The sequence below is a fragment of the Paraburkholderia sp. RAU2J genome, from assembly GCF_003634845.1.
In the GTDB taxonomy this organism is placed as follows: domain Bacteria; phylum Pseudomonadota; class Gammaproteobacteria; order Burkholderiales; family Burkholderiaceae; genus Paraburkholderia; species Paraburkholderia fynbosensis.
Window position 1 is genome coordinate 1,484,847 of the sequence record NZ_RBXG01000002.1, and the last position, 13,703, is coordinate 1,498,549.

Below are 13,703 nucleotides of genomic sequence, written 5' to 3' on the forward strand. Positions count from 1 at the left end.
GGGAACTGGAAAGCCGCGTCGTGAAAGAGCGCGGCTGCCTGGGTGATCGATGAAAGCCTGCGCCGCGCCCTTACATCGGCGGCGTTACGCCGTGTTCGCCGACCGAGATGAAGTTCGCCGCCATCGAGCCGTCCGCTTCCTTGTGCGCGAATAGCACGACCTTGGCGCCAGGCACCAGCAGCGAGCGGTCGCCCGGTTGCAGGCTGACGATAGGCACGTCTTGCGGAATCACGATTTTCTTTTCGCCGTCCTTGTACTTCACGGTGATCGTGCGGCCATTGCTGACCACGAGCGAGCCGACCGTGCCGTTGGTCATCGTGCTGTTCGAACCGAGATCCCACGGACGATGGCCCTCGCCCGAACCGCGCATGCTGGCCGGAAACACGTGGACTTCGAGCGCTTTCAGCGTGCCGTCGGCTTGTGGAATCGCGGCAGTGCCGACATAGCTGTCCGGCTTGATGTCGTTGACGTTGGCAAGCGTGACGCCGCGAATCGGCGTATCTGCCGCGAGCTTCACGTCGACGTCCTTGCCGTCGCGCGTATGGACCTTGAGCAGATCGCCCGAGAGCGACGTCACCGTGCCGCGCACGCCGGTGGGCGCCGCGTTTTGGGCTCGAGCCGCGCTCGCGGTCGCAAGGAATGCGGCGGCGACGAGGGCGGGGGCGACGAATGCGCGCAGTGCATGCGCCGAAACGATCTTCATGAGTCTGCTCCAGGGGGGTGAACGGTTCCGCCAGATTAGCCGTGAATCGGCTCGCGAGCGTGACGCACAGATGACAAAAACGTCATGAACGGCATGCCGCCGCCACGTAGAATGGCCGCGTCAGGCATGTCCGGCGTGCTGTTGTTTGCGCACCCGGCAGAGCGCTGTTGAGTTACCGCTGGAATCGCGGCCTGCATCACGATCCAGGTCAAGGCCTGAGCCGGGCCGCGAGCCATAGCCCGAGTTGGAGCACCGAGCACCATGAGCATTCTCGTCATCGAAGACGATCCGAAAACCGGCGACTATCTGAAGAAAGGCTTGCGCGAGAGCGGCTATGCGGTCGATCTCGCGCGCACCGGCACGGACGGCCTGCACATGGCGCTCGAACACGCGTACGACCTCGTGGTGCTCGACGTGATGCTACCCGGCATCGACGGCTGGGAAATCATGCGTGCGCTGCGCGCGCGGCGCGATCTGCCGGTGATCTTTCTGACTGCGCGCGATCACGTCAGCGACCGCATACGCGGTCTCGAACTGGGCGCGGACGATTATCTCGTCAAGCCGTTTTCCTTCACCGAGCTGGTGCTGCGCATTCGCACGCTGTTACGCCGTGGCGTGATCCGCGAGAGCGACGTGTTCGAAGTCGCCGATCTCAAGCTCGACGTGCTGCGCCGCAAAGTGACGCGCGAAGGCATCGACATTCCGCTCACCAACAAGGAATTCATGCTGCTGCATCTGCTGGTGCGCCGCCAGGGCGAAGCCTTGTCGCGCTCGCAGATCGCCTCGGAAGTGTGGGACATGAACTTCGACAGCGACACCAACGTCGTCGATGTCGCGATCAAACGGCTGCGCGCCAAGATCGATCATCCATTCGAGAAGAAGCTGATCCACACGGTGCGCAGCATCGGCTACACTTTTGGCGACGGCGCATGAAACTCTGGACCGAGCGCTCGTTGACGGCGCGCACCACGGTGCTGTTCGCGTTGATCGCGTGCCTCGTGATCGGCACGCTCGGCGCGTATTTCTATCACTCCGCGCAAGTGTCGCTGCAACGCCGCGCCGACGTCGTGCTCAACGGCCGCGTCGAACATTTCAGCCGGATCGTGCATGACCTGTATTCGGTCAGCGAACTGAAGAGCCGGCCGCTGCTGTTCGAGACCATGCTCGGCGCGGAGCAGGACGTGCTGCTGTTTCGCCGTCCCGGCGAAGCGCCGTTCGTCGACGTGAACCCTGCGAAGGTCGCGGTGCCCGCGCTGCCGGCCGGCGCGGTGGACAGCCTGCCGGGTTTCGCCGACATCCATCAGACGCGCTTGCCGAACGGCGTGCCGGTGCACTGGGCGATCGCCACCGCGAGAGCGCGCGAGGACGGCGCCGACGTCGAAGTGATCGCCGGGCACCCGATGACCCAGGAAGTGCAGATGCTCGCCGCCTACCGCAATCGCATCTTGCTCGCGACGCTGAGCGGCATGCTGGCCGCCACGCTGCTCGCCTGGTACGTGCTGCGCCGCGCGCTGCGCCCGGTTCGCGCGATTGCCGCGCGGGCTGCGCAGATCAGCCCGGCGAGCCTGTCCGTGCGGCTCGACAGCGACGCCGCGCCGGTCGAATTGCGGCAGCTCACGCACGCATTCAATGCGATGCTCGATCGTCTCGCCGATGGCTATCAACGCCTGTCACAGTTTTCCGCCGACCTGGCGCACGAGATTCGCACGCCCATTGGCGCGCTGATCGGCCAGACGCAGGTGACGCTCGCCAAGCCGCGCGAGCCCGACGAATATCAGCAGTTGCTCGAATCGAATCTCGAAGAGTTGAACCGTTTGAGCCATATCGCGGAGAACATCCTGTTTCTCGCGCATGCGGATCATGCGGCGCTGTCCGTCGAACGCGAGCCGGTCGATCTGCGCGCGGAACTCGTCAGGATCGCAGACTATTTCGAAGGTCCCGCCGACGAACGCGGCATGCGCTTCGAAGTCGACGCGAAAGGCGTGGCCTCGGTCAATCCGCTGCTGTGGCGCCGGGCGATCCACAATCTGGTCGTCAATGCGGTGCGCTACGGCGCAAGCGACACGGTCGTGCGCTTGCGCGGCACGCAGGACGAAGCGGGCGCCACCGTGGTGGTCGAAAACGAGGGCGAGCCGATTCCCGAGGCGCAACTGGACCGTCTATTCGATCGCTTTTATCGCGCGGATGCGGCGCGCAGCGCGTTCACCGAATCGAACGGCTTGGGGCTCGCGATCGTCAAGGCGATCATGCATCTGCATGGCGGTACCGCGCGCGCGGGGTGTCCAGCGCCGGGCGTGGTGCGCTTCGAGTTGCGCTTTCCGGCCGTCTAGTTGCCAGCTTGCGCAACCGTTGACGGGCCAGGCGCTTCCGGGTCATGGCAGCAGACGCATAGCTTGTTGCCTTCGGGATCGCGGAAGTAGGCACCGTAGTAGTTCGCGTGATAGTGCGGCCGCAAACCCGGCGGCCCTTCGCAGGCGCCGCCGTGCGCGAGCGCGACGGCATGGGCGCGATCGACCGTCGGGCGATCGGCGGCGAGCAGGGCGATCATCTGGCCATTGCCGGCTGCGGCAGGGCGGCCGTCGTAGGGTGTGCCGATCAGGAACAACGGACGCGGCGCATCGGCCGGCGTCCAGCCTGCCCAGCCCCGCTCTGTCTCGCGGAACTTCAGTCGCAGGCCTAGCGTGTCCATCAGCGCCTGATAAAAATCGAAAGCGCGCTCGAAATCGGTAATGCCGACGAATACGTGGGACAGCATGGGTGTCGCTCCTCGTTGACGCGGTTCGGGCACGTTCGGTGCGGCTTGCTCGCGTTCGTCCTGCGCTCCATCTGATGACCGGCGTGCGCGATGCGCATGCTCTCACCCGGACGCGCGCTCCCGCGTTGTTCGCCTCGGCCCTGCACTCGCGCGGCCCGGCCTATACTCACTGATCGGATAGCGAAACATTCGAGCCCTGCTTCAGCGCGCTTTGCGCACGTTCGCAAAGCGATTTCATTGCCTGCGTCTCACCTCAGGAGTCGTGTCATGGTCAAACTCGCTCTGTACGTTCATCTCGAAGCCAAGCCCGGCAAGGAAAAGGAAGTCGAGGCGTTTCTGCTCGGCGGCCTGCCGCTCGTCGAACAGGAGCCGGCCACCACCGCGTGGTTCGCTCTGAAGCTGGGACCGTCCAGCTTTGGCATTTTCGACGCCTTTCCTGACGAAGCCGGCCGTGACGCGCATCTGAACGGCAAGGTGGCGGCCGCGCTGATGGCCCAGGCGGGCGAGTTGCTCGCGTCGCCGCCGAGCATCAACAAGGTGGACGTGCTGGCGGCGAAGTTGCCGGGGTGACCGGGCGGCGTGTCGAGCTTCCCATGTGCTGAGAAAGCCGCGGACAGGATCGCCGACATCGCCGCAGACCCATCTTGCCGTCACGTCGCCACGCCGCGTCTGAACGCCGCCAAGGGTTCAAACGCCGGCTCTTAACCACCGGCGCTAACCACCACTGGCCGCATTCGCAGCCGGCTGGCTTGCATAGTGCGCGCGCTTTTCCTCGTACATCAGCAGGTCGGCGCGCTGCACGCCCGATTCGAGCCGGTCGCCACGCTGGCAGGTCGCCGCGCCCATCGAGAAGCTCAGCGGCGAGCCCGGATAGAACTGGTTGTTCATCTCCACGAGTTGGCGGATCGCATCGATCATCGCCGCGCCGCCGCGCTCGTCGGTATCCGGCATCAGGATCGCGAACTCGTCGCCGCCGATGCGCGCCGCGTGAAACGGCGACTCCATGGCCTTCGCGAGCACTTCGCCTGCGCGCCTTAGCAGCGCGTCGCCGGCGGCGTGGCCGAGCTGGTCGTTCACGCGTTTGAGGCCGTTCAGATCGGCCATGATGATCGTCACCGGCCACGGACCCTTGCGTTCGAGCCGGTTCAGTTCGTCCACGTAGAAGGAGCGGTTGCGCAGCTTGGTCAGCACGTCGTGCTTGCCGAGGAACTCCAGATAGGCTTCGGCCTTCTTGCGCGCCGTGATGTCCGTGAGCGCGACCAGCACCTGGTCCCAGTTCTGCTCGTGGCCCGGCAGCACCGAGAATTGCAGGTGCACGTGCACCTCGCTGCCGTCGAGCGAATAGTTGAGCACCTCGCGTTGCTGGAACAGTTTGTCGTCCCACAGATCGATCAACTGCTCGCGGAAATGCGGGCGCATGTCGTCGCGGAACACGTCGGGCAGATGCGCGAGCAGGGTCTGCTTGTCCTTCGCGGCGAACATGTCGAGCGTGTGCTGGTTCACGTCGAGCACGTGAATCTCCTGCATGCAGCGTTCGACAAACTCGGGATGCACGTCGGTGAACACGCGAAAATCGGCGATGCCGGCCGCCCGCGCACCGTCGAGCAGACGCTTGACCGCGCTGAAATCCTCCACCCATAACGACACCGGCGAATGCTCGAAGAGGCCGCGCACGTACTGCTCGGCAAGCGTCACGCGCCGGCGCGCGCCTTCGAGCTCGGTGATGTCCTCGACCGACACCAGCACGCGGTCCCAGCGCGCCTCGTGACCGGGCAACACGGCGCCCTTGAGCAGCACGTCGAGGCGGCGCCCGCCGAGCGTGTAGTTGACGGTCTGGCTCGTGAACTGCGCGTGGCCCTCCCACAACTGGCAAAGTTCTTCCAGGTGGGTCTTGAGCATGTCGTCGCGGAACACCGACGCGAGATTGCTGGTCAGCGCGTCGAAATCCGCGGCTTCGAACTGCTCGAGCGTCTTCTGGTTGACCTTGATCACGCGGATGCTATGCGCGCATTCGGCAACCCGCCCTGGATCGTCGGCGAAATGTGCGCGCAGATCGGTCACGCCTGCGGCCCGCCATGTATCGAACAGCGTGTGCACGCCGCTGAAGTCTTCGAGCCAGAGCGAGACGGGCGCAAGCCCGAACATTTCGGAATCGTCGCCCAGGGAGGCTGCCGTCGGGTTGTTCTCCAAGGACGCTTCCTTCGGGGCGCTTTGTGCGGGCGCGGAGCCGCGCGGGACACTATCGAGCATGAGGGTCTCGGGATCGAAGTTGCGGCTATTTCAAGACGGGTTCGGCATCGGCTGAAAAGAAAGGCCAGCGGCGCATCGTTTTGCGCAACTCTGTCCAACAGGATAACGGCCGGGCGGCCAGGGGACTTGAGGCGCTGCGCGCGTGATGCGAGGGGCGGTAAGGAACGAACGGTAAGAGCAAGCACAAACAGGCCCATGTCCGCAGCACGCATTTCCGAGCCTTGCTACACTCGACGGCCATGGATTTTACCCACCACGTCGTCAACCATCACGCCGTCATGAAGCCATCCCTGCTGATTCTGATCCACTTGAACGATGCAAGCCGCGCCAATATCGAAGCCGTGTTCGACGTTGTCTATGTGCCCGATACCGGGCAGCACGACGCCGCGATCGCCGCGCACGGCGAGACGATCCGCGCCGTGCTGACCAACGGCACGATCGGCCTGAGCGCCGCGGCGATCGACCGGATGCCGCAGCTCGAACTGGTCAGCGCCTTGGGCGCCGGCTACGAAAACCTCGCCGTCGACCACGCCCGTGCGCGCGGCATCGTGCTCGTCAACGGCGCGGGCACCAACGATCATTGCGTGGCCGATCATGCGTTCGCATTGCTGCTCGCGGTCGTGCGCGACGTGCCGCAACTCGATCAGGCCACCCGCAAGGGCGTCTGGCGCGATACGCTGCCTCTGCAACCAAACGTGTCGCATAAGCGTTTGGGGATCGTCGGCCTCGGCAATATCGGCGAGAAGGTCGCGCGCCGAGGCGCGGGATTCGACATGGAGATCGGCTATCACAATCGTCAGCCGCGTGAAGGCTCGCCGCTGCGTTACTTCGACAGCGTGCAGGCACTCGCGCAATGGTGCGATTTGCTGGTGGTGGCGACGCCCGGTGGAGCGGGCACGCGGCACCTGATCGATGCAAGCGTGCTGGAGGCGCTCGGTCCGCAGGGCTTCGTCGTCAATGTGTCGCGCGGCAGTGTGGTGGATACGGCCACGTTGGCGCGCGCGCTTTCCTCGGGGACGATTGCCGGCGCGGGGCTCGACGTCTACGAAGGCGAGCCGCAGCCGCCCGAGGCCTTGCTGACATTGCGCAACGTGGTGCTCACACCGCATGTGGGTGGCCGTTCGCCGGAGGCGATTACCGCCTCGGTCGACCACTTCCTGAGCAATGCGAAACGCCATTTCGCGGGCGAGCCGGTGTTGACGCCGATCTGACCGACGCATGATGTACGGGGCAGCGCGCACGGTGCGGGCGCGCTGCCGTCCACCCTTCGCCTACTTCTCTTCATCCCGCCCAGGCCGCGCGCCGATGTACTCGTACTCCGCCGTGTTGAGCCGCGACACTCGCAACTCGACCGCGTTGCGGTGATACGAATAGGCGATCCGGCGGATTTCCAGCAAAGGCGCACTGACCTCGACACCGAGTTGCTCGCTCTCGATGTCGTTCGCGAGCGCGACGCTCACGCGTTCATCGGTCTCGACCACGTTGATGCCGAATACGTCCTGATAGAAGTTGTACAGCGTGTTCGGCCGGTTGCGCAGCTTCGTTTCGGTGAGGCCCGGAAAGTGCGCTTCCGGCACGGTGATGTGTTCGATCAGCACCGTCTTGCCATGCAGCGCGAGGCCGTTGACGAACTGGAACACGCGCGCGCCGGTCTCGATGCCGAGCGCGGCCGCCACTTCACGCGACGCCCGCGCCTTCCTGAAGTCGATCAGCGTGACGACCGGATAGGCCTTGTCGCCGTCGCGCCGCACGATGCGGAAGAAGCGGAAAAAATGCCGGTCGCGCTGGTGCATCGACACGAAGGTGCCGAGCCCCTGATGACGGATCAGGATGTTTTCCGCGCAGAGTTCGTCGATTGCCTTGCGCAGCGTGCCGATGGACACGCCGAAGCGTTCGGCGAGGCGCTTTTCCGAAGGAATGCATTCGCCGCCTTTCCATTCGCCGGCCGAGAGCGCGGCGAGGATCGCGCTTTTGACTTCCTTGTACCGCGTGCCGCCGAGGGCGGGCGGATTGATGGCGAGCGTGCTCATGAAAACCTCTGCAATGCGCGAGTCGCGCGACGCCGCTCGCTGAAGTTGGACCCGCCCCGATTTTAAACGACAAAGTCATCTAGCACATCTAGATGAGATAGATTCTGTCGGTTCGTCGCGACATTGCTTCGGCCCTTCCGGTTGCCCAAGAATCCCTTGTCCTCACGCCAAGAATTACTGGCTTTTCACGCACGCGCACGTGGGCCTAACCTGATGGTCAGCAGTCGTTCCCACAGAACCATAGGACTATCGGACCATCACCCTATGCAGCCATCCGTCAGCGACATGCTGGGCGTGCGCGTCTGGCGCGGAGCCGAAGACGGTGCCTTCGAGCCGTTCGAGGTGCCGCGCCGCGCGAGCCAGACCGTGCTGGACGTCGTCACGCACATCCAGCGCAGTATCGATGCCACGCTGTCCTACCGTTTCGCGTGCCGCGTCGGCATGTGCGGTTCCTGCGCGATGACCGTCAACGGCCGCGCGCGCTGGACCTGCCGCACGCACGTCGCGCAGGTGCTGCGGCGCCCCGGCGACGTGCTCGAAATCGCGCCGCTGAACCATCTGCCGATCGTCAAGGATCTGGCGGTCGACATGACGCGGTTTTTCGACAAATGGCGCGAAGCGAAGGGCTATTTCGCGGGCAATCGTGATCGCTCCGCACCGCTCGAACTGGTCGATCCCGCGTCGCCCGAACGGCAGGCCGCGGATGCGGGCATCGAGTGCATCGGCTGCGGCGTCTGCTATGCCAGCTGCGACGTGGTCGGCTGGAAACCGGACTATCTCGGGCCGGCTGCCCTCAATCGCGCGTGGACGCTCGTCAACGACGTGCGCGACGTGCAACAGGGCGCCCGCCACGACGCGGTCGCCACCGACGCCGGCTGCCACTCGTGCCACACCCTCGGCTCGTGCACGGAACGCTGCCCGAAAGCGCTGGCGCCCACGGCGAGCATCGCCGGCCTCAAACGCGCGGGGCGAACGCGGCCAACAGGAGGCGGGCGATGAACCGGACCTTCGACGCATGGTCGCTGCAACGCCTGTCCGCGATGGTGCTGACGCTGTGCGTCGCGATTCATCTGGCGACGATGATCTGGGTCGTGCATGGCGGACTGCGCGCGGTGGACGTGATCGCGCGTCTGCATGGCAATGTCGCATGGGGCCTGTTTTACGCGATCTTCGTGATCGCCGCGGCGCTGCACGTTCCAGTGGGCCTGCGCCGTATCGCCGACGAGTGGTTGAACTGGCGCGGCGTCTGGGCCGCGCGCGCGAGCCTGCTGATCGGCGTCGGGCTGGCGCTGGCGGGCTTGCGTGCGGTCTATGGATTGATCGCGGGCGTGGCGGCATGAACTCCACCACCCGTACCGCCCAAACCGCCCATCCACGCGCCGCCACGCCGGGCCGCAGGCTCGATTTCCGCGCGCGCAATCATCCCGCGTGGTGGGCTTTTCTCGTGCACCGCCTGTCCGGTCTTGCGCTGGCGTTCTTCCTGCCCGCGCATTTCTGGGCGCTCGGCACCGCGCTGAACGGCGCCGCGCGTTTCGAATCGTTCCTCGCCGTCACGCGCGCGCCGGGCTTCGTGTTCGCGGAGTGGGGGCTGGTCACGCTGCTCGCCGCGCATCTGATCGGCGGGGTGCGGCTGCTGCTGATCGAGTTCCGGCCGTGGAGCGGCTTGCGCAAGGATCTGATCGCGCTGACCGCGGGCGGCGCGTTCGTGATCGGGATGGCATTTGCGCTTTCGCTGACATTGTGAACCCGCGCGTTTGAAGAGGCTTCAATGGAAACGACCACGATGGCAAGGACACAGGACATGACGGACTTCACCGTCGACTACGGCTTGATCGAGGAGATCGCCAGCACCTTGTATATCCGTTCGCTCAAGCAGTTGCCGCCGGACGTGAAGGACGGCATTGCGAAGCTCGAAGCCAGCGAGCGCAACGACACCGCGCGCCGCGTGCTCGGCACGATGCGGCAGAACATCGTGGTGGCCGAGCAAGCCGACAATCTGCTGTGTCAGGACACCGGCCTGCCGATCTACAACGTCACGCTCGGTGAGGGTGTGCGCTTCGACGGCTTGCGCCTGAAGGCGGCGATCCGCAGCGGCTGTGCGCGCGCCACGCATGAGCATCCGCTGCGCTCGTCGGTCGTGCATCCGCTCACGCGCCACAACGAGCAGAATTCGTGCGGCGTCGGGGTGCCCGTGATCCACATCGATTTCGACGCGACGCCGGGCACGCTGTCGATCGAAATGATCCCGAAAGGCAGCGGCTCGGAGAACAACTCGTTTCTGCGCATGGCGATTCCGGCCGAAGGGGTGGATGCAATCCGGCGCTTCGTGATCGACTGCGTGGTCGAGGCGGGCGGCAAGACCTGTCCGCCGACGATCGTCGGCGTGGGCGTCGGCGGCACCTCGGACCTGTGCGTCGCGCTGGCGAAGCGGGCGGCCACGCGGCCGCTCGGCACGCACTGCGACGACGAGCACGGCGCGGCGCTGGAGCGGCAGATGTCGGCGGCGGTCAATCAGCTGGGCGTCGGGCCGCAGGGCCTCGGCGGCGATGCCACCGCGTTCGCGGTACACGTCGAACTGGCGGCGACGCACATCACGATGAACCCGGTCGCGGTGAACATGCAGTGTCATTCGGCGCGACGCGCGCGCGCCACGCTGAGCGCGCAGGGAGTCGAGTATGGCTACTGAAACGTCCATGAGCACGCCGTTGAGCGCACCGGTGAGCGCACCGGTGAGCGCACCGACGAATGGCACGCATCACACGCTCGACATGCCAGCGAGCGAAGCGCAGATCCGCGCGCTGCGCATAGGCGACACGGTCACGCTGAACCGCACGCTGTTCGGCATTCGCGACGCCACCCAGATTCACATGTTCGATCACGGCCGCGCCACGCGCTTCGATCTGCGCGGCCATGCGGTGATCCATACCGCGCCGAACGTGCGGCGCGTCGACGTCTCGCCGCAGCATCCGGCCGGCTACGAGCCGGTGTGCATCGGCACGACGACGTCAATGCGCATGGAGCGCTTCACCGCGCCGCTGATGCAGACCTACGGCGTGCGCGCGGTGATCGGCAAAGGCGGGCTCGGCGCGGCGTCGAGCGCGGCGTTCGCGCAGTTCGGCGGCGTGTACCTCGCGATCGTCGGCGGCACGGCGGCGCTCGAAACCACGTGGATCGAGCAGATCGAAGACGTCGATCTCGACGATCTCAACCCGGAGTCGCTGTGGCGTTTGCGCATTCATCACTTCGGGCCGCTGCTGGTCGCGATGGACAGTCACGGCGGCAGCCTTTACAGCGCCGTTCAACAGAACACGCGCACGCAGCGCGACGCGGTGCTCGCGTCGCTCGGCATTCGCGCTTGAGGCATCGGAGAGCGCATCGCAATGAAACAGTTCGATACCGACATCCTCATTCTGGGCAGCGGCGGTGCGGGTCTGTTCGCCGCCTTGCACGCGCAGGCCGCGGCGCCGCACTTGCGCATCACGATTGCCGTCAAAGGGCTGCTGGGCAAATGCGGCTGTACGCGCATGGTGCAGGGCGGCTACAACGTCGCGCTCGCGCCGGGCGATTCGGTCGAGCGCCACTTCATGGACACGATCGAAGGCGGCAAGTGGCTTTCGAATCAGGACCTCGCGTGGATGCTGGTGACGGGCGCGCTCGAACGGATTCGTGAACTCGAAAACGAACTGGGCTGCTTCTTCGACCGCAATCCGGACGGCTCGGTGCGGCAGAAAGCGTTCGCCGGACAGACGTTCGACCGCACCGTGCACAAGGGCGACCAGACCGGCATCGAGATCATCAACCGGCTCGCGGAGCAGGTGTGGGCGCGCGGCATCGAGCGGCTCGAAGACCATCGCGCGGTGGAGTTCATCCGCAGCCGCGATGGCGCGACGCTCGCCGGCGTGCTGATGATCGACATGCGCAGCGGCGAATTCGTGTTCGTGCGCACGCGCGCGGTGCTGCTCGCGACCGGCGGCGGCCCGACCATGTATCGCTATCACACGCCGAGCGGCGACAAGAGCTGCGACGGCATGGCGATGGCGCTGCGCGCCGGCCTCACGCTGCGCGACATGGAGATGGTGCAGTTTCATCCGACCGGATTGCTCGCGGGCGCGGGCACGCGTATGACCGGCACCGTGCTGGAAGAGGGTTTGCGCGGCGCGGGCGGCTATCTGCTGAGCGGCGCGGGCGAGCGCTTCATGCAGACGTACGATCCGCGCGCGGAACGCGCGACCCGCGATGTGGTGTCGCGCAGCATCTTCCGCGAATTGCGCGCCGGGCACGCGACGCCGAACGGCGGCGTCTATCTGCAGATGCATCACCTCGGCGCGGACAGCGTGCGTCAGAAGTTCAAGGGCATGGTCGAGCGCTGCGCCGATTGCGGTTTCGATCTGGCGGGGGGCCTCGTCGAAGTGGTGCCGACCGCGCACTACATGATGGGCGGCGTCGTATTCGACGCGCAGTGCGCGACTACGCTGCCGGGCCTGTTCGTCGCCGGCGAGGATGCCGGCGGCGTGCATGGCGCGAACCGGCTGGGCGGCAATGGCGTGGCGAATTCGACGGTGTTCGGCGGCATTGCGGGCGACACGCTGGCGGCCTGGGTGCCGCGCCACGGCTATTTCGCCACCGCCGACACGGACGCGCTCAACGCGGCCATGGCGCGTTGCACGCGTCCATTGCACCAGCCGCCGGGCGACCTGGAAGCGATCCGCGACGCGCTCGCCGAGGTGATGTGGAACGACGTCGGCATTCTGCGCGACGCCGAGGGGCTCGAACGCGCCCGCCGCCAGCTCGGCGAACTGGAGACGCAGCTCGAACAGACCGGCGTCGACGGCCGCGACTTGCGCTTCAATCTGTCGTGGCACGACTGGATGAATCTGCGCAACCTGATCCTCGTGAGCCGCGCAATCACCGAATCCGCGCTGCTGCGTGAGAACTCGCGCGGCGCGCATTATCGCGAGGACTTTCCGGAAGCGGGCGATCTGGACACTTCCGAATACATGTGCCTGCGTCTCGAAGGTGAGCGCTTCGCCGCGAGCCGCCAGCGCGTTCAGTTCACGCGGGTTCGGCCGGGCGAGTCGTTGCTCGAAGAGGAAAGCTCGGCGGTGTCGATGAAGTGACGTTTGACCGCGTCCGTGAACGCCTCGCGCGCATGTTCGCGCCGCTCCAGCAGGCCGACCCGGCGTGGCGTCACCCGCTCGGGCAAAGGCGTCACGTGCAGCCCCGACTCGCGGGTCCAGTTCGCGTTGGCGAGCAGCGGCACGATCGACACGCCGAAGCCGCGCCGCACCATCTCCGTGATCGCTTCGATCGAATTCAACTCCATGATTTCGTTGCGCGCCGTGCCGAGCTGGCGCAGCGCATTGTCGACCAGCACGCCGGTCCACGTGTGACGGTCGAAGCGGATAAAGGGTTCTTCGAGCAGCGCGTCGATCGACGCGTGCGGTGCGCCCGCCGGTGAGATGAACACCATCGGCTCGCTGTACAGCATGGTCCATTTGAGCGCGGCCGGCAACGCGGACGGCGACTGCGCGACGATCGCCGCATCCAGTTCGCCGCTTTCCACACGCGCGGCGAAGTCGCTCGACAACCCCGTGAACAGCTTCAGATCGAGCCGCGCATAGCGCTGCTTGAGCTTGAGCATCGCGTCGGCGAACGCGCCCATCAGCGACGACACCAGCGCGCCCACGCGCACCGTGCCCGACAGTTCGCCGGCGTCGCCGGTCGCGAGAATCTGCCGGTAGTTGGCCACCAGCGTTTCCGCGAGCGGCAGCACCGCGCGGCCCTGCGCGCTGAGCGACACCGAACGCGCCGCGCGATCGAACAGCACGAGGTCGAGATCGCGTTCGAGCGAGCGCATCTGCAAGCCGACCGCGGCCTGCGTGAGACACACTTCCTCAGCGGCGGCCGCGAACGAACCGTGCCGCGCCACCGACAGAAACGTCACGAAATAGCGGATTGCGCTCAA

General features: G+C 65.9%; 15 protein-coding genes. 10 read left to right on the forward strand and 5 right to left on the reverse strand.

Going from position 1 to position 13,703, the window contains the following annotated elements; genetic code table 11:
- Positions 1-70: 70 nt before the first annotated feature.
- Positions 71-703: a hypothetical protein gene (locus tag B0G69_RS24180; RefSeq protein WP_121321703.1), complete on the reverse strand. Its 633-nt coding sequence runs from the start codon at positions 701-703 to the stop codon at positions 71-73.
- 261 nt (positions 704-964) lie between these two features.
- Between B0G69_RS24180 and B0G69_RS24190 the strand changes: the two genes are divergently transcribed.
- Both B0G69_RS24190 and B0G69_RS24195 read left to right on the forward strand, forming a co-directional pair.
- Positions 965-1,636 (forward strand): heavy metal response regulator transcription factor, encoded by a 672-nt coding sequence (locus B0G69_RS24190; protein ID WP_121321707.1) that lies wholly within the window; start codon positions 965-967, stop codon positions 1,634-1,636.
- Entirely contained in the window at positions 1,633-3,033 is a 1,401-nt protein-coding gene (locus tag B0G69_RS24195) for a heavy metal sensor histidine kinase (protein WP_121321709.1), read from the forward strand. Before B0G69_RS24190 ends, B0G69_RS24195 begins: the two co-directional genes overlap by 4 nt.
- Here B0G69_RS24195 and B0G69_RS24200 read toward each other — a convergent pair.
- Positions 3,030-3,458, reverse strand: a complete 429-nt coding sequence (locus tag B0G69_RS24200; protein WP_121321712.1) for a VOC family protein — start codon at positions 3,456-3,458, stop codon at positions 3,030-3,032. The two genes, B0G69_RS24195 and B0G69_RS24200, sit on opposite strands and share 4 nt — an antisense overlap.
- A 267-nt stretch (positions 3,459-3,725) precedes the next feature.
- Here B0G69_RS24200 and B0G69_RS24205 point away from each other — a divergent pair, with 267 nt between their 5' ends.
- Positions 3,726-4,028: an antibiotic biosynthesis monooxygenase gene (locus B0G69_RS24205; RefSeq protein WP_121321715.1), complete on the forward strand. Its 303-nt coding sequence runs from the start codon at positions 3,726-3,728 to the stop codon at positions 4,026-4,028.
- 144 nt (positions 4,029-4,172) lie between these two features.
- Here B0G69_RS24205 and B0G69_RS24210 read toward each other — a convergent pair whose 3' ends face one another.
- Positions 4,173-5,708, reverse strand: a complete 1,536-nt coding sequence (locus tag B0G69_RS24210) for a sensor domain-containing diguanylate cyclase (protein WP_121321717.1) — start codon at positions 5,706-5,708, stop codon at positions 4,173-4,175.
- Between the two features lie 278 nt (positions 5,709-5,986).
- Here B0G69_RS24210 and B0G69_RS24215 point away from each other — a divergent pair, with 278 nt between their 5' ends.
- A complete protein-coding gene (locus tag B0G69_RS24215; protein ID WP_121323854.1) occupies positions 5,987-6,919 on the forward strand; it encodes a 2-hydroxyacid dehydrogenase in 933 nt (310 codons plus the stop codon).
- 60 nt (positions 6,920-6,979) lie between these two features.
- On the opposite strand, the gene B0G69_RS24220 is transcribed toward B0G69_RS24215, so the two are convergent.
- Positions 6,980-7,738: a GntR family transcriptional regulator gene (locus B0G69_RS24220; RefSeq protein ID WP_121321719.1), complete on the reverse strand. Its 759-nt coding sequence runs from the start codon at positions 7,736-7,738 to the stop codon at positions 6,980-6,982.
- Between the two features lie 264 nt (positions 7,739-8,002).
- Between B0G69_RS24220 and B0G69_RS24225 the strand changes: the two genes are divergently transcribed.
- From B0G69_RS24225 to B0G69_RS24250, 6 genes are read left to right on the forward strand one after another with little or no spacing between them, the layout of a single operon-like run.
- Positions 8,003-8,737: a succinate dehydrogenase/fumarate reductase iron-sulfur subunit gene (locus B0G69_RS24225; RefSeq protein ID WP_121321721.1), complete on the forward strand. Its 735-nt coding sequence runs from the start codon at positions 8,003-8,005 to the stop codon at positions 8,735-8,737.
- Positions 8,734-9,078: a succinate dehydrogenase gene (locus B0G69_RS24230; protein ID WP_121321723.1), complete on the forward strand. Its 345-nt coding sequence runs from the start codon at positions 8,734-8,736 to the stop codon at positions 9,076-9,078. Before B0G69_RS24225 ends, B0G69_RS24230 begins: the two co-directional genes overlap by 4 nt.
- Positions 9,075-9,482, forward strand: coding sequence for a succinate dehydrogenase, cytochrome b556 subunit (gene sdhC, locus B0G69_RS24235; RefSeq protein WP_121321725.1), 408 nt, complete (start codon positions 9,075-9,077; stop codon positions 9,480-9,482). The genes B0G69_RS24230 and sdhC overlap by 4 nt, the downstream gene beginning before the upstream one ends.
- A gap of 57 nt (positions 9,483-9,539) precedes the next feature.
- Positions 9,540-10,424 (forward strand): fumarate hydratase, encoded by an 885-nt coding sequence (locus B0G69_RS24240; RefSeq protein WP_121321727.1) that lies wholly within the window; start codon positions 9,540-9,542, stop codon positions 10,422-10,424.
- A gap of 7 nt (positions 10,425-10,431) precedes the next feature.
- Entirely contained in the window at positions 10,432-11,097 is a 666-nt protein-coding gene (locus tag B0G69_RS24245) for a fumarate hydratase C-terminal domain-containing protein (RefSeq protein WP_158609005.1), read from the forward strand.
- Positions 11,098-11,118: 21 nt separating this feature from the next.
- Complete coding sequence (locus B0G69_RS24250) at positions 11,119-12,855, forward strand: FAD-binding protein (RefSeq protein WP_199731327.1); 1,737 nt, start codon at positions 11,119-11,121, stop codon at positions 12,853-12,855.
- On the opposite strand, the gene B0G69_RS24255 is transcribed toward B0G69_RS24250, so the two are convergent.
- On the reverse strand, positions 12,786-13,703 hold the full coding sequence (locus tag B0G69_RS24255) for a LysR substrate-binding domain-containing protein (protein ID WP_121321731.1): 918 nt from the start codon (positions 13,701-13,703) through the stop codon (positions 12,786-12,788). The two genes, B0G69_RS24250 and B0G69_RS24255, sit on opposite strands and share 70 nt — an antisense overlap.

Coding starts and splice junctions, on each gene's coding strand:
- B0G69_RS24250 (WP_199731327.1), top strand. CDS start 11,119: ATGAAACAGTTCGATACCGACATCCTCATTCTGGGCAGCGGCGGTGCG.
- B0G69_RS24215 (WP_121323854.1), top strand. CDS start 5,987: ATGAAGCCATCCCTGCTGATTCTGATCCACTTGAACGATGCAAGCCGC.
- sdhC (WP_121321725.1), top strand. CDS start 9,075: ATGAACTCCACCACCCGTACCGCCCAAACCGCCCATCCACGCGCCGCC.
- B0G69_RS24200 (WP_121321712.1), bottom strand. CDS start 3,458: ATGCTGTCCCACGTATTCGTCGGCATTACCGATTTCGAGCGCGCTTTC.
- B0G69_RS24190 (WP_121321707.1), top strand. CDS start 965: ATGAGCATTCTCGTCATCGAAGACGATCCGAAAACCGGCGACTATCTG.
- B0G69_RS24240 (WP_121321727.1), top strand. CDS start 9,540: ATGACGGACTTCACCGTCGACTACGGCTTGATCGAGGAGATCGCCAGC.
- B0G69_RS24220 (WP_121321719.1), bottom strand. CDS start 7,738: ATGAGCACGCTCGCCATCAATCCGCCCGCCCTCGGCGGCACGCGGTAC.
- B0G69_RS24245 (WP_158609005.1), top strand. CDS start 10,432: ATGAGCACGCCGTTGAGCGCACCGGTGAGCGCACCGGTGAGCGCACCG.
- B0G69_RS24225 (WP_121321721.1), top strand. CDS start 8,003: ATGCAGCCATCCGTCAGCGACATGCTGGGCGTGCGCGTCTGGCGCGGA.
- B0G69_RS24210 (WP_121321717.1), bottom strand. CDS start 5,708: ATGCTCGATAGTGTCCCGCGCGGCTCCGCGCCCGCACAAAGCGCCCCG.
- B0G69_RS24195 (WP_121321709.1), top strand. CDS start 1,633: ATGAAACTCTGGACCGAGCGCTCGTTGACGGCGCGCACCACGGTGCTG.
- B0G69_RS24205 (WP_121321715.1), top strand. CDS start 3,726: ATGGTCAAACTCGCTCTGTACGTTCATCTCGAAGCCAAGCCCGGCAAG.
- B0G69_RS24180 (WP_121321703.1), bottom strand. CDS start 703: ATGAAGATCGTTTCGGCGCATGCACTGCGCGCATTCGTCGCCCCCGCC.
- B0G69_RS24230 (WP_121321723.1), top strand. CDS start 8,734: ATGAACCGGACCTTCGACGCATGGTCGCTGCAACGCCTGTCCGCGATG.